This is a genomic window from Bradyrhizobium sp. CCBAU 45321, from assembly GCF_028128975.1.
Classification (GTDB): domain Bacteria; phylum Pseudomonadota; class Alphaproteobacteria; order Rhizobiales; family Xanthobacteraceae; genus Bradyrhizobium; species Bradyrhizobium yuanmingense.
The window spans coordinates 1-18,835 of record NZ_LFKZ01000105.1 but is presented as its reverse complement, the minus strand read 5'-3'; the positions used below and the strand labels follow the sequence as shown (position 1 = coordinate 18,835).

Here is an 18,835-nt window from a genome sequence, read left to right as displayed (position 1 = left end):
CCTCGTCGGATGCCCGCGACTCGCTAGATGCGAATATATAACACGCAAAGCGTGTGATGATCGTCGTCAGGGGTGCCTGCCTTGTGGAGGGCTGGGGAAACGCAGCGTGCCAGGAACTGCGCATTTACCCGGCCGCTCCCAACGAGCTTAAGGTTAGGTGGAAGGTTTTGGTCGCTTGGCAATGTGAAGCCGCAAACGCGATTGCGGAGATACTTCAAGCTCGCGACCTGATCGCGGCGATGTGAACGCGGCGATTCGCTTACAAGCACCCTCTCACGTGAGGGTGGAAAAACCTGGGAGGCTTCAAAAAACCCGTAAAATGGTGAGCGCACAAGGGATCGAACCTTGGACCTCTCCTGTGTGAAGGCCAGCCGTCATTCTTGAATTTACCGGCAGGGTGAAATTCCCCGTTTTCCCCGGATCAATCGGCCGCGTTGATGCCCCTCCGTATCCGCCACATCTTCTTGGGAGGGAGCTCTGGGCGAGGGGGTTCTGTGCAGTCGGGCGGCGCTGGGGGTAGCCCGCGAGCCGCCCCTGCGGCGACATGCGGCGCCGCCCGGTGCCTTCGGCAGCTGGAAAAGGAGCCTGCAACCGCAAGGCGAGCGGAAGGGAAGCGCCCTGCTCAGGAGCTGCCAGCTGAATAAGCGCGAAAAGGCCGCCTTTGGGGGTGAGCATCCGGTGAGGCTTTCAATTACCCATAACTTTGAGCACTCGGCCTGGTTTGCTGATCGGCGAAATCTTGAGTCGAAAGAATCACTTGTGATTCCTTACTGAGCACCTGATTCGCGAGGGGTGCTCTATGGGGCTGACATTAAGGGCTCGGATCCGCAAGAGGCCGGTTGCGATCCTTGGAGGGTAATGTTGGAGTTGCATCGGATTTCAGTGCAAGAACTGGTCTTAGCCGGCGGCTGCGGCCCCTTTTGCGTAAATGCCCGAACCAGTTACGGCGGCTAGGGTTGAATAAATGGGGTAACATGGCGACATGAGTTGATCTGTGTGCCGGGCGAGCCCTCTTAGTCGGTGAGGCGTTCGGTGATGTGTTTTCAGACGAGGCCAATGATGCCGTCATGTCGAGGCAGCCTGCGACACGTTGGGAGATTACATTGTCGAGCACATCGGTAGGACGGTTGCAGGCGCGCGCGATGCGAAGGCGGTCCCCACATTTCTCTCTGGCGATCTGCGCGAAGCGCTCTCGGAGGGCACTAGACCACTTCGCCCCAGCCTCGCGAGCTAAAATGAAGGAATCTGCGCGGCTTACAGAGGCGCGGCGCAAACAGCTTGGTCGGGGCGGCAAAGCATCCTGCGCTTCGTATGGTGAGAGACGTATGCGGGCTGAGACGCATTGCGAGACGGTGAGGCTGTAGGGCGGTGCAAACAGGCCGCCCTTTTGCTTGGCGGCTCGCCCGAACGACTGAAAGCCTCCACTCCTGGTACATTTGGAGCCGCGCTTGGCGCGGCGGCGATCTGACCTTGTCGGGCGTCGAGGCTTTCAGTCGTTCGGGCGTTCAGGCGTGGAGCCTTCAGGCGGGAGGGGATAATGTGCTCCGGAGTGACGTCTGGAGAGAATGGAGCGTCATTTGTCCGGGTCGCGTCCGGGTGGAAATTCCGAAACGTCCGCGTTACCGCAGTTGAAAAGATTGATGAAAAAGGCAAGCCCAGACGGGCCGGGACTTTTGTCGGGGTCATGCCCAAAACCTTGAATGTCCCGCCACGAGCGTTCTACTCTGGGGCGGACAGGATGGGGTGAGAAGGAAAATTATCTTATCGCCTGTCCGACCTGAAAGTCTGATGGAATGAGGGTGGGGTTACCCCCGCACCGGAGTGTCGCGGTCGGTGCTTTTCACGAGTTCGATGACCGCAAGGCAATCGGCTCTGTTGTGATAGCCCTCGCCAGACTCAGCGATCTTGCGCATATTTCCAGCGAGTAGCGTCCAACGCCACTCATCGCGCGTGTCGCGGTAAATTTGAAAGTACACGGCCTACCTCCTGCGCGGGTGTCGATGCCCGGCAGGGTACTGCTAAAAGCTTGCAGTGGTACCTACCCGGGCTGGTGGGGGGGGCAATGGGAGCCTCACGTTAGAGGTCCCCGCCCGGTTCTCTAGAGCTTCTTCCATACCTTGAAAACCGAGCTGGTCCATCATCGCGACTACAACACCCGTGCCGAGGCCCAGCGCGATATCTTCGCCTTCATCGAGGGCTTCTACAACCGAAACAAGACTCCACTCCGCCCTCGGATATGTCGCCCCGATCGAAATGGAGCTAAAAGCCGCTTAACCCGTCCACTTTTTCAGGGGAAGATCACTTTGCCCTGGCCGCTGATGCAGGGATATCGCATCACGCTTCTTCGCACGGGTGAAGCCTTTTGAGATGACCGACATTAAGTCTGATAGCGTCGCGCGTACCGAAATCAACGTCGTAAGGCTTGGCAGGGGTGTGGAGTGATGGGGGTAGCAAAGCTACAGTTCGCGCCGCGCACTGCCCCTCTCGAAACTGATTGTCCCGATGTCTTGGCTCACGCGCTCGCGAAGCTGGGGCGATGCGATCAACGTCCTGCGTCTGACGAGGAGCTGCCTAAAATCGTGTTGCCGTTCCTTGCTTGGGCGGCTTTGCGACGGCAGGACCTTCCGGCTCGCGCCATCAGGGTCGTGATGAAATGCTGTGGTGAGCCGATGGTTGAGAGGGCGCTCGGTATCCATCGCTTGCGGCAACTGAAACAGAGATATGGGGAGGTCAGCGCACCGTTCGCGTCGGCCTGATCGTTCTGAAGACTGACAGGCTGGAGCGGCGTTAAGTCGCTCAGTCGTCTGCTCTGTGAGAATACCAATCCTGGTAGGTCACTTAAGGCCGCTCCCTCGCTAAAATCACTGCCGGGGTTCGCGGCACGTGAAGGGACAGCGCCTTCCTTCCTCCAGCGGAATGCGCCGAGTCATGCCGCCGCTAACTTCACCCGCAGTGCGGATGCGGCAGGATAGCGCCTTTCAAGGCTCGCCGATGTAGGCGCCGAGTCGCATCCGCGCTGTTTTGAGCCGACGAGGAAAGCGTATGTTCAAGCGACAAACCACGGCATCAAGGGCTAAGCCATTAAGACATTTCCGCGCGCGGAAACGGATTCCGACAGCGCGCGACCTTGATGAAGCGTTCCATTTCGCAACGCGCGTATTCTACAGAAGAGTGCCGGCAACGGGCGTGTGGTTTGAGATAAGAGATCGTATGGTCAGAACAGCCGAAGGGCAGTTCTATCTTATCGAAGATCACCCCATTAAGCTTGGCGGCCATGAAGTCGCACGGCCTTACAGTCTCGCGAGCGTCTTTGCGTGGCTGCAGGATTCCCCACAACAGATTGAGCGCACTGTCGTCAAAGGCGGCTAAGCTTTGAACAGCCCACGCGGGCCTTTTTTTCGTTTTGTGGATGCCGCGCAGGTCTCGTCAGCCTTTCGTCAGCCAGCGCGGATACGGAGCCCTTGGGTTAGCGACACGCGCCAGGGACAGCGCAATGGCACCAGGATGGTCAGCGCCGAGTCACGTGGCCATTAACTAGTGGTGCGGGCGGGGTAGGCACAGGGTCTGATCCAACGCAACTGAACCTCCTCCGAATGAGTGGACACCTGTAGTAGGCTCATTGAGCCCGGAGGTGTCGAATGGAACGTCAACATCGGTTCATTTACCGAAGAGTACAAGCGCCAAGCCGTTGAGTTGGCTATGAGTGGGCGCTTCGATCGGGTCTGTTGCCAAGGAACTCGGTCTGCGTGACTCGGTGCTGCGGCGCTGGGTTGACAAGCTGCGGCAGGAGCCGACATCGGCGGCGTGGCGCCCCACCACGCAGGCGACGCCGATGTCGGCGGACCAGGCTTCGGAGATCGCCCGTCTGCGCCAGGAGAACGAACGCTGCGCATGGAGCGCGACATCTTAAAAAAGTCGATCGCGATCTTCGCCGGAACCCGGACATGAGCTTCCGCTTCATCGAAGACCATCGCGACGCCTATCCGGTGCGGCTGATGTGTGCCGTGCTCGAGGTCTCGCCGGCCGGCTATTCCGCCTGGCGTGATCGCCCGGTGAGCGGACCAAATCCGATGCCAGCCTCCTGGCCGCGCCCCCCCCCCCCCCCCCCCCCCCCCCCCCCCCCCCCCCCCCCCCCCCCCCCCCCCCCCCCCCCCCCCCCCCCCCCCCCCCCCCCCCCCCCCCCCCCCCCCCCCCCCCCCCCCCCCCCCCCCCCCCCCCCCCCCCCCCCCCCCCCCCCCCCCCCCCCCCCCCCCCCCCCCCCCCCCCCCCCCCCCCCCCCCCGCGTCCATGCCATCCTGCGCAAGCAGGGACGTGGCGCCAGCCGTGGCCGGATCGAGCAGCTGATGCACCGGCACGGTATCCGCGCCATCATGGCGTCGCCACGCCGGGGGCGCACCACCGACAGCCGTCACGATCTCCCGATCGCACCGAACCTGATCGCGCGCGACTTCACCGCTCCCGCCCCGAACCGAGTCTGGCTCGCCGACATCACCTACATCCCGACCGCGGAGGGCTGGCTGTATCTGGCGGCCGTCATGGATCTGTTCAGCCGAAAGATCATCGGCTGGGCCATGCAAGACGATATGCAGGTCGAACTCGCATCCGCGGCACTGACCATGGCCATCAACCAGCAACGGCCGCAGACCGGATTGATCCACCACTCCGATCGCGGCGTGCAGTATGCCTCACAAGCCTATCGCAACGTCCTCACCGGCGCCGGCATCATGGCATCATGAGCCGCAAGGCCGATTGCTACGACAATGCCCTGATGGAGAGCTTCTTCCATACCTTGAAAACCGCGCTGGTCCATCATCGCGACTACAACACCCGCGCGAGGCCCAGCACGATATCTTCGCCATATCGAGGGCTTCTACCGCCGAACAAGGCTCCACTCCGCCATCGGATATGTCGCCCCGATCGAAATGGAGCTAAAAGCCGCTTAACCCGTCCACTTTTTCGGGGGAAGATCAGTCTCCCATTGCGGCAAGCTGTCGGACCAGCTTAGAGAGTGCCTGAAGACGTGGGGCCGACCGATTCTGGTAGTTGTGCCGCAGCTTTTTCCGATGGATGTATCCCACGTCAGCTTCTTCCGCCGCTGAGGCTGGCTGTGTGGGAGTTAGCGGCGCGTGGTAGGGACAGCGCTTCTTCTCTCTCATCGAGCGCCGAGTCACGTGCCCGCTAGCTTCAACCATAGGGCCAACGGATGCACATATGAGGTTGGTCTCGCGTTCGAAAGCGCCAACGCGCTGCTGGCCAGTCTCGTTGATGCTGCACGCCGTCGAGTTTGACCGGTTCGCGGTCCTCCTGCATCACCGCCGTGACGAGCAGTGGCAGAATCTTCCTCGTCTTTAACCACTACTGCGAGTCGACCGGAGATGGTCCGGTTCATCGTGAACTGCACGACGGATGGGGACACTCCTAACGCGTCAGCCGCGGCGTCGCGCCAAAGCTGGCGGCTCAAAGCATCACATTTCGCTCGCCGCGGGCACGATCATCGTAAGAGCCGAGGGTAACACACGATTCAGCATGTGGACGATGATGACCGCCTTCATACTGAAAGTTGTGCTCGATCCGGTCTTCATATTCTTCCTGGACCTGGTGTGCGAGGCGCAGCCCTCGCAACGCTGGCATCTCAGATCGCAGCCATAAGCCTCTATATATCGCGTATTCTACGAATGCTCGCGGGATAGTCCGCGTCAGGGCCACTCACATGTCAGTACGAGCAGATCGCATCAGACAGCTCGCATTCATAGGGGCGCGGGCGAGTATAACCAACAGTTTATCTGCCGTTGGCTTGATGCTCTTCGGAGCCGTTCGGCGAGAATGCGATCGCCGCGGTGGGAATAGCTATTCGATTGCTGACGATCGGCGCACTGCCTGTCACCGGCTTCTGTATAGGCTCTCAAGCTATCCTGGGTTTCGGTTGGGGCGCACCAGACTTTGCTCGCGTATTGAAGGCTGCGAAGTTGATGCTCTCGATGACTGCCGCTCTTTCCGTTGCCTATTCTGCGGCCGTTGTGATCTTTGCCCGGCCTTTGGTCAGGCTGTTCAGTGATAGCGAGAATGTCACGAAAGTTGCGGTCTCGACCTGCATCGTCTTCCATCTCTTTTTTTGGGCTTTTTGTTATTCAGAGCGTCGTCACAACGATGCTTCAGTCGTTCGGGAGAGCACGTCTCAGTGCAGTTGTTTCCTTGGCGAGGCAGGGATATCTCTTCGTACCGGCCGTACTATTCCCGCTCATGTGGGGTTTCAATGGACTTTTGGCCAGTCAAGCAAGCGCTGAGCTGGACCCCGGAATGATCGCGCTTATTGTGATGTTCCACCAACTCGCTCAGATCGGACGAGCGCTGCGGCACCCCGCTTCAAAAGCGCTCGAGATCGCGGGTTGAGCTGACAACGGACATCATCGGGAATCCAGCGCATTGAGTCTTCTCCCCGGGCCAGATCCGCAGTGAGTGCTGGATCCGCGCTGATCGCTTTGTACGAAACGTACAGCGCCGCGTTCATCGACAGAAGCGCTATTCCTGAAACAAGCTCTCCGTTAAATTGTCGCTGGAGGCATGGAGTGTCGTGATGGCTACGAGCAGTTCGATTTCCGCCGGATCGCATAGATCGCGATTGACGAGGCGGCGGCGGTCTGCGTTGAGCAAGTCGACGCCGAGCGGCCAGGGCGGGTGAAGCAACGATCGTTCATGAAGCGGCGGCGGAAGTAATAATTGCCCAGCAATCTTGAAGCGCACCGCGCTCGCATAACTTTTTTATGGAATATTTTCCTATTTTCCGAATGACCGAAACCGCTGGTTAATTTCCAACCAACCGCCGTTACTTACGACGCCTTCGCTTGTCGTCGGCGGACAGCGTCGTGCTGGCGTCGCCTGCGTTTCCGCATACGTCGAACTAGCGCTATCGAAGGCATCGATGGCAGCGTCGTGGCTGCAGTCGGCCCCTCGACCGCGTGGACATTAGGCGGCTCCATCACCTGGGCGGGTGCGGGCCGCGCCTCCATGATCTCGAGAACCGCACGACCCTTGTCGGTGATGCGCCAGCCACCGTTCATGCGCTCGATGAGACCTTGGGAGAAGATATCCAGGTCGGGCACGCGGGCCGCCAATCGCTTCGTGCGCTCGCTCCAGTCCCGTCCGCTGGTCGCCAGGATCGCCATATCGCGCTTGAGGTCGGCCATGGCGGCGAACCCGTCTGGATAGCTGACCAGCACCTTGAGAACCGTCACCTGGAAGTTCACTGCCCCACTCCGTACCCGGCTTCCGCGAACTTATTTCCCCTACATCTTAGAGGCACTCGAGACCTCCTGTCGAGGTGCGGGCGTGGTGATGGCTTAGAACTCCAGCCCAACTGCTTGATGCTGGCCAAGGCTCTGCTTCACCCGCAGTGGCCTAGTCCGCTCGCGAAGCTCATCGGCGATCAAAAATGTGCGGCGTCTGGGGGTCGAGGCCTTGCGACCTGGTACCGCATGCCCATATCGACGAAGCTCCGGCTCGCTCGGGTCATTATTCTCCTAAATCATTATTTTGATCATTTTCTCACGATCCTCATTGGAGAAGCGCCCGCATGACCACCTACACTTACGTCGACAATTCCAACCTCTACATCGAGGCTCCCGCGTCTCGGCCGCCAAAAAGGGCAAGGCGAAGAACATTGCCGAAGCCATGAGAAACGGCATTGTGGATCACGGTTGGATGCTCGACTACGGCACGCTGTACAAATATCTCAGCGGGGAGGACACCGTCGCCAAGTTGTGGGGCTCGCCACCTCCCGGCGACTCCTTCTGGAAGATGGTCGACAAGGTCGGCTTCAAGACCCACGTCTACAACAAGAACGCCGGCAATAAGGAGAAGAAGGTCGACGTGGCGATCGCCACGGCGATGATGGATGACACTTCAACGTCATCGACAAGGAAAACGACGATATCCGGCTGGTGGCCGGGGATTCGGACTATGTGCCGGTCGTCGAGAAGCTGATCGAGCGCGGCTTCAAGGTCGAGGTGGCGTTTTGGGGTCAAGCGGCTCGGGAACTGCGCCAAGCTGCCGCAAATTTCTTCGAGCTTGATGGCAAGTTTGATGAATTCACCCGCGCCGCGCCGCAAGCAGCCGCTTAGATCGCTCCCGCGATCCAGCGGGCGCAGCTAGGCCCGCGCGAAGCGGCGGCGGTTCGCCACTCGCTGGTAGGCGCCGGTCACGTTGAGCCGCATGCGGACCAGCGGCTCGCTTGCGCCATACATGTCGGACGCTTTCGAAATCGTGAGGCTGAGGGCGGCGATGTGCATGGCAGCCTCGTCCGAGACCAGGAGCGCCGGTCCGAGCCAGTTGGCCTCCTCCTCCATAGTCTTGTCGTAGTTGCCCGTGGGCCAATTCGTGACTGATATCAGCGGCCTGCCATTTCCTGTCGTGGGCATCGTTATTCACAATGAAGCGCTCCTGGCCGACCGCAAGCGTCACGGCCGAGAAGTCTTTCTGACCGTTGCCTGTTCGTAGGTAAGCGACCGCGTCAGGAGCCAACTTCGCGTAGTCGCTGAGCGGAAAAACCGGAAACTCCAGATGCTCAGCGAGAACGCCAGGGGCAAAGCGGCAAATGCGGCGCGATATCCAGCTCCTTGCGGAGGCTGGTCCACATACCAGTTCGCTTCTGCTTTGAATGGTCATGCCCCAACATCAGGTTGGCGCGTACTGCAGTTACAAGACACTCACATCCATGCAGACAGCGCGCTAGGTATATCTCTGTCTGAGATACTGCCAGTATGCGTTCGGCCCGAATCACTCACCTGAAATGTTAATTCACGAGTGGTTTCAGGGGCGACTGGAGTTGATTATTCTACCCCTGCTCGGGTGGACCTCCCACGGCGACTCCTTTTTTCGGGGATGGGGCGAAATGATGAAGCAACTTGTAAAAACAACTGAATGGCGCGAGACCAGCGATACTGGCCGCTTCGTTCTTCGCTGGGCGGAAAGCATCCTCGAAACCAGCTTGATCACCAATCAGGATGGGTCAACCTCGCGAATCAGCCGTCCACGAATTCGGGAATTCGAAGAGGAGCGGCGATATTCAAACAGCCATGAACGGACCGCGATCGAAAAAGAAATTGCGCAATTGGGCGGCCGGGAGACTTCATAAGCTACGATGGCGTGCAGGTACCTGCACGCTGCGATTAACTGGTCGACCGTTAAGAAGCTGGACCGAGCTGAGCTGTCGCTTCACCAGGGCAACAGCCCGCCCCGTATGGCGGAATCTGACTGAAATCCCGCGGCGATGGTGGGGCGCGCACCATTACATCTTGGCTGAGGCGCGGAATTATTCCGCGTTCTCCGCCGGCAGAGCTAAAGATAGAGATAACTCACGTGCCTGCCCCGGCGTCACTTGGAGGTAAACGCCGACGACGCTCGCAATGGCAATGGAGATTTCATCATCCATCTGCTCAATTATGATGGCACCCGGCTTGTCGATTTCGATCCGGCAATACGTCCAATGATAACCATCCTGTTCATTCGCCATCACGACACAGCCTCCATTTGTCATCGGTTCAGCTGGAGGTCGTGTGGGCGGACGGCGTCTTCCTGCAGGCTCGCATGGAAGACCACAGCAAATGCATGCTGGTGCTGATCGGCGCGACGCCGGAAGGCAAGAAGGAACTCATCGGCTTCCAAGTCGGCGTGCGCGAGAGCGCGCAAAGCTGGCACGAACTGCTCGTCGAAGCCAAAACCCGTGGGCTGAAGATCGCCCCGAAAAAGTGGCCGTTGGTCATGACGCGCTCGGCTTCTGGAAGGCGCTCGACGAGGTCTTTCCCGCGACGCGACATCAGCGGTGCGATGGCCGACGATTATCTCACGTCGGCGCGTCTTGCGGTAAACCATGCGTTCGATTGTCCAAGCCGTCATCGTTCCTCACGGTAGCACCAGTTGATCCGAACCGAGTTGCCGCGCCCTCTCTATTGCCGCCCTGCGCGTCCTGGGGAACATCAATGGGATCTCCGTCCTGAATTCATAGTCTTTGACCGAAATACTGGGCGATACGATCCGGATGCGCCAATAGCGGCGCCCCTTGGCTTCTTCCCGTACTCGCGCTCCCACCGCGAAGGGTCAATCGTAACGTAGCGCCCTGGAGCTCCGCGTCAGATGGAGTATGCTCGGCTGCAGGGCTTAGAGCCAATCGAGCGGCAGCAGCACTGTGCCTCCGGAAAGCGGCGACGATCACCTCTTTCTCGATGGAAGGATTGTCGATTGGCTCCCTTGGGGCCTGTCGAACGATCGGCGACGGTCTCGCGCTGCTTCACTTCGCGACAGTCTTCTATTGATCCCATAGCGCTTGGCGAGTGCTCTTAGGCTCTTTTTGACTATTTTGTATTGCTCGACGGACTCCCTCCGTCGTGGCGGTGCAGCCGTGTAAAACTTGTCCCATGGCGCATCCTTCGAATCGTGCGATGATCTGAGGCCGACAAACTGGACCATTTTTGGCTAGAGTTCTCGCTGCCGAATCCCTCGGCTGGGACGAGGGATGGACCATGAAGGCCTCGAAGTTTTCAGATGCTCAGAAGGCGTTCATCCTGAAACAGGGCAACGACGGGGTTGCGGTGGCGGAGATCTGCCGTAAGGCCGGGATCAGCCAGGCAACCTACTTCAATTGGAAGAAGAAATATGACGGGCTGCTGCCCACCGAGATGCGTCGGCTGAAGCAGCTCGAGGAGGAGAACGGGAAGCTGAAGAAGCTGGTCGCGGACCTGTCGCTCGACAAGGAGATGCTGCAGGACGTGATCCGCCGAAAGCTATGAAGCCCGGTCGGAAGCGCATGCTGGTCGACGCGGTCCGCAGCGAATGGCAGGTCTCGATCCGCAGGGCCTGTGACGCTCTCGAATTTGACCGCTCGACCTACCACTACAAGTGCCGTCGCTCCGGCCAGGCTGCCCTCGAACAGAAGATCAAGGAGATCTGCCATGTTCGTATCCGCTACGGTTATCGTCGTGTTCACGTGCTGCTGCGTCGTGAAGGCTGGCGCCATGGCCAGAACAAGACGCGGCGGATCTATCGCGAATTGGGCCTGCAATTACGCAACAAAACGCCGAAGCGCCGGGTCAAGGCCAAGCTGCGCGATGATCGCAGGCCGGCGACGCGATCGAACGAGACCTGGGCGATGGACTTCGTCCATGACCAGTTGGCGACCGGACACAAGCTGCGCGTGCTCACGATTGTCGATACCTTCTCCCGCTTCTCGCGGCGCTGGCGCCGCGATTCACCTTCCGCGGCACCGATGTTGTGGAGGTGCTGGAAAGGGCCTGCAAGGAAGTGGGAGTCCCGGCAACGATCCGCGTCGATCAAGAACAGCGAGTTCGTGTCCCGCGATCTTGACCTCTGGGCCTACCAGCGCGGTGTCACCCTGGACTTCTCGCGGCCCGGTAAGCCAACCGACAACGCGTTCATTGAGGCCTTCAACGGCCGCTTCAGGGCCGAATGCCTCAACGCCCACTGGTTCCTGTCTCTTGCGGACGCCTAGCAAAAGGTGGAGACTTGGCGCAGATACTACAACGAAGAGCGGCCCCATTGCGCGATCGGCAATCGACCGCCGATTTTACTGCAAAACCACGTCGGCGCATCCAGCCCGCCAACGTGATCACGGCGAAAAACTCTAGTTCTGAATGGTTCACAGTTCGGTCTCGCTACAGCGACAAAAGGGCATTATCAAAGCTTGGACTAAGAACCGAGTTGCACCTCTGATTGCTGTGCTGGCGCGCAGTTCGCTCGGCGCACCGAATTTGTACCATCGCTTGACGGCTGTGCCGCCGGATCTATTGCCTCGCCGTAGAAATAGGACTTGGCATTATAAATGCTTCAACAGCACACTGTAGTTAGGCCGCGCTATGTAGCCGTCTCTATGCAGGAGTGTTCGGTGCAAACCAAGTCAATCATAATGATCTTATTGAGATTTGTGATGTTCTCGACAAGTGCCGTGGCAGGGGCATTAAACGAAACATGCCCTGAATGCGTAACACTTGAGGGAGGGATGGCAAAGGGCGTGATCGAGGATGGGATCCTGAGCCTCAAAGGAATTCCCTACGCGGCTCCGCCGGTGAGCGATTTGCGATTCCGCCCACCATCTTTGCCTAATCATTGGCAAGGAATTCTTGAGGCAGCGAACTATCGGACAATCTGTCCACAAATCGAGGATCCGCTCGAAAGTTATCCCAAAGCGGCCATGGCGCATGAGGTTGTCGTGGGCGGAGTCACAACTCGTTTGTTCGAGGATGAAGATTGTCTTTACCTTAATGTCTGGAAGCCTGCGAAGCAGGTCAGGAATTTGCCAATCATGATCTATCTTCCCGGCGGAGGCTTCATTGCCGGTGGCGCGTCCGACGTTTATAATGGGGCAGCAGTTGATCGAAAGGATGTGGTCGTCGTCACGATCAACTATCGTATCGGCTTGCTGGGATTTGCGGAGGTAGGTGCGCTCGACCCTTCCTATTCCGGTAGCGGCAACAACGGCCTGCGCGATCAGATCGCAGCGCTTGAGTGGGTTCGACGTAACGCGACGGCGCTCGGCGGGGACTCTGATAATGTCACGGTATTCGGTGAATCGGCCGGTTCGATCTCAATCGCCGCACACCTCGTGTCTCCCTCGCTGAAAAAGCCATTTCAACGGGCGATCCTGCAAAGCGGGGCCTACAATCTAATTCGCACCAGGAGATCGGCGGAAGCGACAGTAAAAAAGTCATGGACGTCGGATCCTTGAAAACCATGGCGCAGATCAAAACGGCGCCCGTTCGAGATCTATTGCTGCAGGCCCACGCTACCGGTGAGCCGGATGGTTTCTTCGCTCCCGTCGCAGATGGTTCGGGGGTCGCCCTCGATCCTGCCGAAGCACTCGCCTCCGGAGCGTCAAGAAATGTTGGGATCATGCTTGGGACGAATGCAAACGAAATGAACTACTGGGCAATGTATGACAGCAAGTTCCGCAATCCGTTCGTGGAAGACACCGATCTCGGCGCAAAGATCGATGTCTTCTCTATGTTACCCTCCATACGGGACACCTCAGAGGAGAAACGGGAGGAAGTGAAACGCAAGCTCATGAGTACGTATGAGAAGGTTCTCGGGACGATCAAAGAACAATCGAAGCGGCGCTGGTTGATGACGTGATAATGACGCAACCGGCAACACACCTAGCCGAGCGCCAATCGGCCTCGGGCGGCAAGGTGTGGCTCTATCGCTTCACTTGGCATGTGCCCCCAAAGTATCTCGATCCTGCGCTGCCCCCGTTGGGGGCGTTTCATTCAATTGAACTTCCATTCATGTTCGGCACCGGTGATTTCAGCCAAATTCCAGGTGGTCTTGCGCTGTCGAAGGCCCCGGGCTCGGATATCTCTCGGCTGACTAATCAGATGTTGACCGCGTGGACGAATTTCGCAAAGAAGGGAGACCCTAATGGCGTTGGCGTGCCGGAATGGCCTTCCTACGACACAAACAAACGCGTCGTGATGGTGTGGTCAGCAGATTCTGAGGCGGTTGCGGACCCTGACGGGTCACGCCGTGAAATCTGGGAGCGCTGGCACTTTAACCCTTATTGATTGACAACCCGGATCGGTAATGTCGCGCCCGCAGTATCGCGGCTACGCCAGATTGCTGCGACGATGGCCGACAAGGTGTCGCCGCACGCGCCATGTCCCCAGGCAACGTTCGCCGTCTCCGAGGGCCTTGGATCTGCCTCTACTACATTGAGCCAGCAGTGGCCTCGCGCCTCTCCTCCGCCGAATAGTAGTCCGTTCTGTTAATCGCGGGGACAGTGTCATGTCGGTGACGAGGCGATCGAGCACGCCGATTTCAGTTGTAGTCAGTCGTCCGTTAAGAAGGCGAATTGAGCGGGGCGGGACGGCCGAACGTGCGCCATAGCTGGAGCAGGATGAGGCACAAGAGTTCTCTGAGCCAGGCGAGGATGCGGCGGAAGTTGTGGCCGACGGCTGAGAGGATGACTTTAGCCGCATCGCCGGCGCGGCCTTTGAGGTAGCAGCGGCCGAGGTGACCATCGGCCTTCAGGTGTCCGATGATGGGTTCGATGGCGGAGCGGCGGCGCAGCTCGCGCTTGATGACACCGAAGACGCCGCGCTTCTGGCCGGAGATGAAGATCCGTCGGTGATTTTGTGCGTCGTGGCCGCGGTATCCCCTTGTCGACATAGGCCCGCTCGATCGCGCAGCCGGTGAGTGTCTCGGTGGGGTCGATGACGTCCCGCAAGGTGTGACCGTCGTACGGGTTATCGGGTAGCGCCCTGGCGTGCAGCACGAACAGGCCCCGGGAGAACGGCGGTTGTTGGTGACGATGGAGGCTTTGACGCCGAACTCGTAAGGCGCGGCTGCTTTGCCCTTGCACTCCACCTCCGGGGCGTGGAAGGAAGAAAGCTTGAAGCCGCGCTGGCGCTGCTGCTGCGAGCGGATCTGCGAGGCCCGGCTGAGCGGGAGGGGCAGCTGCCGCTGATGCCGCTTCAATTGCTTGGCATGGCCGTAGCGTCCCGCCATCATTGTCGCGGTTTTGGCAATGCGAAGATAGGACCGCCGCAGCTTGACCCCGTGCTTCCTCGCCAGTGGCGGAGACAGCGCTAACTCCCAATCACCGTAAGCGGCCTGCCGCCCCGGGACCGGTGTGATCTTAGGCCATCGATTACCTTGAGCGCGGCTTCGAGTCATCTCGAAGGCGCTTCGTAATGCGCAGAACGCCGCTCGCAAGCTCCTCACGGCTGATTTCTGCAACGTGAGCGACTTTTTCTTCGAGGTCGCGTATAGCTTCGCCGATCGTGTGCAGCGAGCATGTGCTAGGCATCATCCGCTCCGTCCTGATTAAGGGTCCGGCATCCGCCGAACCACGGCGTAAAAGGCGTCCGCTACACGGTTGAGTAAAGCGGATGGCGTTGCGGGAAAATCTGTCCCCATCTCGCGTCTGAGCGCCTCGAATTCGGATAAGGTCGAAAGAGGGCAATCCGCCACCGCGTTCATTTTTGAGCAGATAACTTCAACTCGGGATCGCCAATCGGCCGCTGTTCTTCAGTTCGCTGTGGCCGTACGTGTCTTCTGCCGGTGTATGGCTTGGCCTACGGACGCAGTCCGTGAATGCTTGGATTGCCGCTACCACTTCCGTCCAAGGCTCGGCAGTTACTCGGAGCCAGCTCGAGAGTTGCAGGCCGAGCGCTTTGATATGGCATGCTCGCGGGGGCGCGGCAACCCACTGGTGCTGGTAGGTGTCCTCCGGTACCTTTCGACGATATTGCTTTGTTGGCCCCCCTTGGGAATTTGAGCCTCTTGGGAGAGAGCCCGGTTAGCCTTGCCAATCCAAGGGCGAAGGCTGGCCACCGAGATCTGCGGCACGTGGTAGGGACAGCGCGCTGTGTCGGGGGAAGATCAGTGCTAGCTTCATCGGCAGCGCGGGCGCGGTAGGGACAGCGTCGTTGCGCATTTCCGGCGCCGAGGCGCGCCCGCGCTGCTTCCATCGTGGGCTAAGCCCCGTCATGGTAGCTATGCTCGTTCTGCGAGCGATAAGATCCTGGTCAGCTTCTTTCGCCGCTTGAGGCTGGCTGCCCCCGAAATTAGCGGTGCGCCGCAGGGACAGCGCTTCCTCAGGCTAAACGCGAGGAACTTTTCAAGCGCCTAGTCATGTTGCCGCTAATTTCAAAGGGTAGTGCGGGCGTGGCGGGGACAGCGCCTGACACCGCGCAGCCGAACGGCGCCGAGTTGCGCCCGCACTACCGGCGATCTGGGATGGACAAGCATCACGGACACTCAGCGAGTGAAAGAAGATTGTCTGGCTGAATGCCGTCTGCCGTCGTCTTGATGTACTTGTGCCCTTCGTGTTTGGCCACGATCAAACCAGCAGTCAGCCCGTCTTCCTGGACATAGAATTCCCACGCGCCGCTTTCGATGTCTCTGATCGTCTGAACGACAGATTGCTTCCAGTGACTTCCGTTCGAATATACCCCGCCGATGCTGCTAATTCTCTCGTGTGGATTCGTGCTGTCGGTCTTACTGACGCAACGAACGCGTGCGAGTCTGGCCACGGGGTCTCTTCTTCCGCATGCAAAAGGAGCAACAAGGTTAGCGTTCAGTGGCGGACCATGCCGCCGACCAATTCAGGTAGGTGCCCCGGTTACTTGTCTGCGCCATGATCTGGTGGCGCCTCGGGAATATGTCTCTGGAGCAAAGGTGGCCAACCACAGTCTTCATAGACGGGGCTCGGCCACCGGCGCTGCGGCGTTTGCGAAGCGTACCCTAAGGGTAGCTACAGGCCAACGGATGCACATATTCGAGCGGTATCACGTCGCTACGCTCAGAGGCGCTTGCGGTGCTTGCAGCCAATCAGGCCCGCGCGGCCGATCAGTCTTTGAGCCTGGCAGATCGCCAAGTCGCGACGCTCGATGCCGAGGACGCTCAGGAAGTGCTAGGGATCCTCGATTGCGTGAAACTCGACCCGGGGCCGGAGGAGGCACGGAAGATCGCTGCGCGCATACGCATGCTTCTAGAAGGGAAGAAGTGAGCCGCCAAGTTGACGGCGCGAAGGACGAGTCGGCTGCTCGATCACATCCCGCCTGTCATTCCTCAGAAATGGAGATTCTGCAAGGAGCGAAATTTCTGCGGCCTTGTCGAAGACTGCGGCCTGCCAGTGGACAGAGTAGCCCTATTGGTGGACGACACATCCTTGGTAATCGTCGGCGGCTTCTGATAATCGAAACGCGGCATCGGCTGCTCGCGTGGTAGTTCTCGGCTTGCGTGGACCGCCGCCTCTCTCGTCTTAGACATGGTCGGTCTCCAACTTGTTGAGGTTTTGGGGGTAGTAGTGCTTTCGCTTGATCCACTTGAAACGTTCGTGCCGCGTCACCACGGCGATGTCAACCTCGCCGCCAACCGTATCGGCGCCTGGTAGGAAACGAACGAAACCTTTGGTGGTTTTGACAAGAAAACTACAAAGTTCGATTGCGTCTTGAACCGGCATTCCAGGGTGCATTAACGGAGCCACGGTTTCAGAGCTTATGAAGTCCATCAAGCCCGGAAGGTCGGCGTCGGATACTCCCACTTTTCTCAGCGATTCCACAAGAGTGTTGTCGTAACCCATGACCAATCGATTAATGGCACTCGGTTGACCACCCCAAAATAGGTCGCTTTGGCCGTCTCGACACAAGCATTCAACTGTCGCAGCCCCATTTACGATGCCCACCTTGAACAACTCGTGGGTGTCGGAATCTGACGAATAGCCGCCGATCCAAAAATCGAGTGAATGATCGCCCTCAATCTTGGAAGCTGCCGAGTACTTGTCGGTGAACAGGAAATCGTGTGCCTTCTCCGCGACTTCAGCAACTGAGTATTTGTCGGGGTTGAGCTGGTACTTGCTGCCGTCCGTCTTAAATTCCCGGCGCAGGTCCTTCGCGAGTGAGTGAATGGGGGCGTTGCCGATAGCTCCCAAGCCCAAGGTCATGCCGACCACCGGCAGGCGCTTGTCCAGGTTGAACACTTTGTTCCCGTACTGGTACACACGCTCAATCACTACCTCGCCGGTAGTCCGGTTAGCACCCAAGAGGCTGGTAGCACTATCCGCAGCAAAGACCAAACCATCGTGGACGCAGGCAGCAACACACACAGACATCTATGATTCCTTCTCTTTGCTTCCTTCGGGCCTTAAGCTCAGGTGTAATCGCGGAGAATGCCACCGCGAACGCAGAGTCTATTTAATAGACAGCTTCCGAAAATCCGTGCGACTACAGGGCTGATGTTTTGTCGCCCCTGAAGGTCTGCCGATGGTCAGAACGGAAAGCCCCAATCAATCTGCGTTTACGCGCCCTCGCCGGGGATTGCGCCGTGAAGACGAGGCGTTCTACGTCGGCGTGTCTCTGAGCTGGCTCCGGTTGTCTGAACAGCAATTCCGCGTCGTTAAGTGGAGCTTCTGCCAGAGTTAGGCTACCGCGCGGAACGGCAGCGGGCTGAAGTAAGCTTGATCCGGGGCGCCGCCGTCAAGGCTCGAGTGGGGACGCCGGCCATTGTAAAAGGCGAAGTATCGGCCGATCGAGGCGCGGGCGTCGGACACGGTGTCGTAGGCGTGCAGATAGACCTCTTCGTATTTGACGCTGCGCCACAGCCGCTCGACGAACACGTTGTCGCGCCAGGCGCCCCGGCCGTCCATGCTGATGGCGATGCCATGCCTGGCGAGCACGCCGGTGAACGCGGAGCCCGTGAACTGCGAGCCCTGGTCGGTGTTGAAGATGTCCGGCTTGCCGTGGCGAGCGAGAGCGTCCTCCAGCGTCTCGACGCAAAATGCGGCTTCGATCGTGATCGAGACGCGCCACGACAGCACCCGGCGGCTGAACCAGTCGAGCACCACCGCGAGATAGATGAAGCCGCGCGCCATCGGGATGTAGGTGATGTCCATCGCCCAGACCTGGTTCGGGCGTGTGATCTCCATCCCGCGCAGCAGATACGGATAGATCTTGGGCCCGGGTTCGGGCTTGGTGGTACGCGGCCGGCGGTAAAGCGCCTCTATCCTCATCCGCCGCAGCAGCGTTTTGACATGCCGGCGGCCGATCTTGCACGCCTCGGCAGCCAACAGGTCTCGCAACATTCGCGAACCGGCGAAGGGAAACTCCAAATGCAGCCGGTCAAGCCGTCGCATGATCGCGAGGTCGGCGGGCGATACCGGACGTGGTAGATAATAGACACTGCCACGGCTGATCTTCAAAACTTCCGCCTGTTTCGTGATCGGCAGGTCATCACGGTCGATCATCGCTTTGCGCTCAGCAGGCCGGCTTTGCTGAGCGCGCCTTCTAAAAAACTGAGCGCGGCGCTGCGCGCCCCCTGTGGGATAGAAACG

General features: G+C 59.2%; 19 protein-coding genes and 6 pseudogenes. 15 read left to right on the top strand and 10 right to left on the bottom strand.

The features are described from left to right. Nucleotides 1–1,805 precede the first annotated feature (1,805 nt). Nucleotides 1,806–1,976 carry a YegP family protein gene (locus ACM43_RS12195; RefSeq protein ID WP_074448437.1) on the bottom strand — a complete coding sequence of 57 codons (171 nt, stop codon included), beginning with the start codon at nt 1,974–1,976 and terminating at the stop codon, nt 1,806–1,808. A gap of 126 nt (nt 1,977–2,102) precedes the next feature. Between ACM43_RS12195 and ACM43_RS12190 the strand changes: the two are divergent. The 5 genes and pseudogenes from ACM43_RS12190 to ACM43_RS12170 all read left to right on the top strand — a co-directional run. Further along, nucleotides 2,103–2,274: pseudogene (locus ACM43_RS12190) on the top strand (IS3 family transposase); the annotation flags it as partial. A 768-nt stretch (nt 2,275–3,042) separates the two neighbouring features. Next, nucleotides 3,043–3,369, top strand: a complete 327-nt coding sequence (locus ACM43_RS12185; protein WP_141697756.1) for a hypothetical protein — start codon at nt 3,043–3,045, stop codon at nt 3,367–3,369. A 334-nt stretch (nt 3,370–3,703) separates the two neighbouring features. Beyond that, nucleotides 3,704–3,910 (top strand): transposase, encoded by a 207-nt coding sequence (locus ACM43_RS12180; protein WP_081493146.1) that lies wholly within the window; start codon nt 3,704–3,706, stop codon nt 3,908–3,910. 367 nt (nt 3,911–4,277) lie between these two features. Next, nucleotides 4,278–4,943: pseudogene (locus ACM43_RS12175) on the top strand (IS3 family transposase); the annotation flags it as partial. A 912-nt stretch (nt 4,944–5,855) separates the two neighbouring features. Next, complete coding sequence (locus ACM43_RS12170) at nt 5,856–6,284, top strand: MATE family efflux transporter (RefSeq protein WP_271540277.1); 429 nt, start codon at nt 5,856–5,858, stop codon at nt 6,282–6,284. A gap of 235 nt (nt 6,285–6,519) precedes the next feature. Here ACM43_RS12170 and ACM43_RS12165 read toward each other — a convergent pair whose 3' ends face one another. Together ACM43_RS12165 and ACM43_RS12160 are read right to left on the bottom strand one after the other, a co-directional pair. Further along, a complete protein-coding gene (locus ACM43_RS12165) occupies nt 6,520–6,741 on the bottom strand; it encodes a hypothetical protein (protein ID WP_124163421.1) in 222 nt (73 codons plus the stop codon). Between the two features lie 86 nt (nt 6,742–6,827). Then, nucleotides 6,828–7,244 (bottom strand): hypothetical protein, encoded by a 417-nt coding sequence (locus tag ACM43_RS12160; RefSeq protein WP_036032173.1) that lies wholly within the window; start codon nt 7,242–7,244, stop codon nt 6,828–6,830. A 454-nt stretch (nt 7,245–7,698) separates the two neighbouring features. Between ACM43_RS12160 and ACM43_RS12155 the strand changes: the two genes are divergently transcribed. Beyond that, nucleotides 7,699–7,980, top strand: a complete 282-nt coding sequence (locus tag ACM43_RS12155; protein WP_199751078.1) for a hypothetical protein — start codon at nt 7,699–7,701, stop codon at nt 7,978–7,980. Further along, nucleotides 7,959–8,117, top strand: coding sequence for a hypothetical protein (locus ACM43_RS12150; protein ID WP_271540274.1), 159 nt, complete (start codon nt 7,959–7,961; stop codon nt 8,115–8,117). The genes ACM43_RS12155 and ACM43_RS12150 overlap by 22 nt, the downstream gene beginning before the upstream one ends. A 27-nt stretch (nt 8,118–8,144) precedes the next feature. Here ACM43_RS12150 and ACM43_RS12145 read toward each other — a convergent pair whose 3' ends face one another. Further along, entirely contained in the window at nt 8,145–8,414 is a 270-nt protein-coding gene (locus ACM43_RS12145; protein ID WP_199751077.1) for an ImmA/IrrE family metallo-endopeptidase, read from the bottom strand. A 473-nt stretch (nt 8,415–8,887) separates the two neighbouring features. Between ACM43_RS12145 and ACM43_RS12140 the strand changes: the two genes are divergently transcribed. Further along, nucleotides 8,888–9,130: a hypothetical protein gene (locus tag ACM43_RS12140; protein ID WP_141697811.1), complete on the top strand. Its 243-nt coding sequence runs from the start codon at nt 8,888–8,890 to the stop codon at nt 9,128–9,130. 177 nt (nt 9,131–9,307) lie between these two features. Here the strand turns inward: ACM43_RS12140 and ACM43_RS12135 are convergent, their stop codons facing one another. Then, nucleotides 9,308–9,508: a hypothetical protein gene (locus tag ACM43_RS12135; protein WP_036032177.1), complete on the bottom strand. Its 201-nt coding sequence runs from the start codon at nt 9,506–9,508 to the stop codon at nt 9,308–9,310. A 38-nt stretch (nt 9,509–9,546) separates the two neighbouring features. On the opposite strand from ACM43_RS12135, the pseudogene ACM43_RS12130 reads away from it, so the two are divergent. Then, nucleotides 9,547–9,821 (top strand): annotated as a pseudogene (locus tag ACM43_RS12130) (transposase); the annotation flags it as partial. A gap of 292 nt (nt 9,822–10,113) precedes the next feature. On the opposite strand, the pseudogene ACM43_RS38895 reads toward ACM43_RS12130, so the two are convergent. Beyond that, a pseudogene (locus ACM43_RS38895) lies at nt 10,114–10,411 on the bottom strand (IS481 family transposase); the annotation flags it as partial. Nucleotides 10,412–10,514: 103 nt separating this feature from the next. On the opposite strand from ACM43_RS38895, the gene ACM43_RS12125 reads away from it, so the two are divergent. From ACM43_RS12125 to ACM43_RS12105, 5 genes and pseudogenes are all read left to right on the top strand, one after another. Then, nucleotides 10,515–10,781: a transposase gene (locus ACM43_RS12125; protein ID WP_036032180.1), complete on the top strand. Its 267-nt coding sequence runs from the start codon at nt 10,515–10,517 to the stop codon at nt 10,779–10,781. Beyond that, nucleotides 10,778–11,617 (top strand): annotated as a pseudogene (locus ACM43_RS12120) (IS3 family transposase). Before ACM43_RS12125 ends, ACM43_RS12120 begins: the two are co-directional and overlap by 4 nt. A gap of 213 nt (nt 11,618–11,830) precedes the next feature. Then, nucleotides 11,831–12,733: a carboxylesterase family protein gene (locus ACM43_RS12115; protein WP_081493139.1), complete on the top strand. Its 903-nt coding sequence runs from the start codon at nt 11,831–11,833 to the stop codon at nt 12,731–12,733. Nucleotides 12,734–12,738: 5 nt separating this feature from the next. Then, on the top strand, nt 12,739–13,137 hold the full coding sequence (locus tag ACM43_RS12110) for a carboxylesterase family protein (protein WP_271540269.1): 399 nt from the start codon (nt 12,739–12,741) through the stop codon (nt 13,135–13,137). A gap of 2 nt (nt 13,138–13,139) precedes the next feature. Next, the gene (locus ACM43_RS12105) at nt 13,140–13,565 is read left to right on the top strand and encodes a carboxylesterase family protein (protein WP_036032436.1); all 426 of its coding nucleotides are present in this window, start codon (nt 13,140–13,142) and stop codon (nt 13,563–13,565) included. A gap of 274 nt (nt 13,566–13,839) precedes the next feature. Here ACM43_RS12105 and ACM43_RS12100 read toward each other — a convergent pair. Both ACM43_RS12100 and ACM43_RS12095 read right to left on the bottom strand, forming a co-directional pair. Beyond that, nucleotides 13,840–14,574, bottom strand: a pseudogene (locus ACM43_RS12100) (IS5/IS1182 family transposase); the annotation flags it as partial. A 1,178-nt stretch (nt 14,575–15,752) separates the two neighbouring features. Continuing rightward, nucleotides 15,753–16,037: a DUF3892 domain-containing protein gene (locus ACM43_RS12095; protein ID WP_036032306.1), complete on the bottom strand. Its 285-nt coding sequence runs from the start codon at nt 16,035–16,037 to the stop codon at nt 15,753–15,755. 284 nt (nt 16,038–16,321) lie between these two features. Between ACM43_RS12095 and ACM43_RS12090 the strand changes: the two genes are divergently transcribed. After that, a complete protein-coding gene (locus ACM43_RS12090; protein WP_225115145.1) occupies nt 16,322–16,513 on the top strand; it encodes a hypothetical protein in 192 nt (63 codons plus the stop codon). A 255-nt stretch (nt 16,514–16,768) separates the two neighbouring features. On the opposite strand, the gene ACM43_RS12085 is transcribed toward ACM43_RS12090, so the two are convergent. Beyond that, nucleotides 16,769–17,617, bottom strand: a complete 849-nt coding sequence (locus ACM43_RS12085; RefSeq protein WP_157786111.1) for a hypothetical protein — start codon at nt 17,615–17,617, stop codon at nt 16,769–16,771. Between the two features lie 306 nt (nt 17,618–17,923). Next, nucleotides 17,924–18,835: IS3 family transposase (locus tag ACM43_RS12080; protein WP_271540265.1), on the bottom strand; the 912-nt coding region annotated here is incomplete at its 5' end.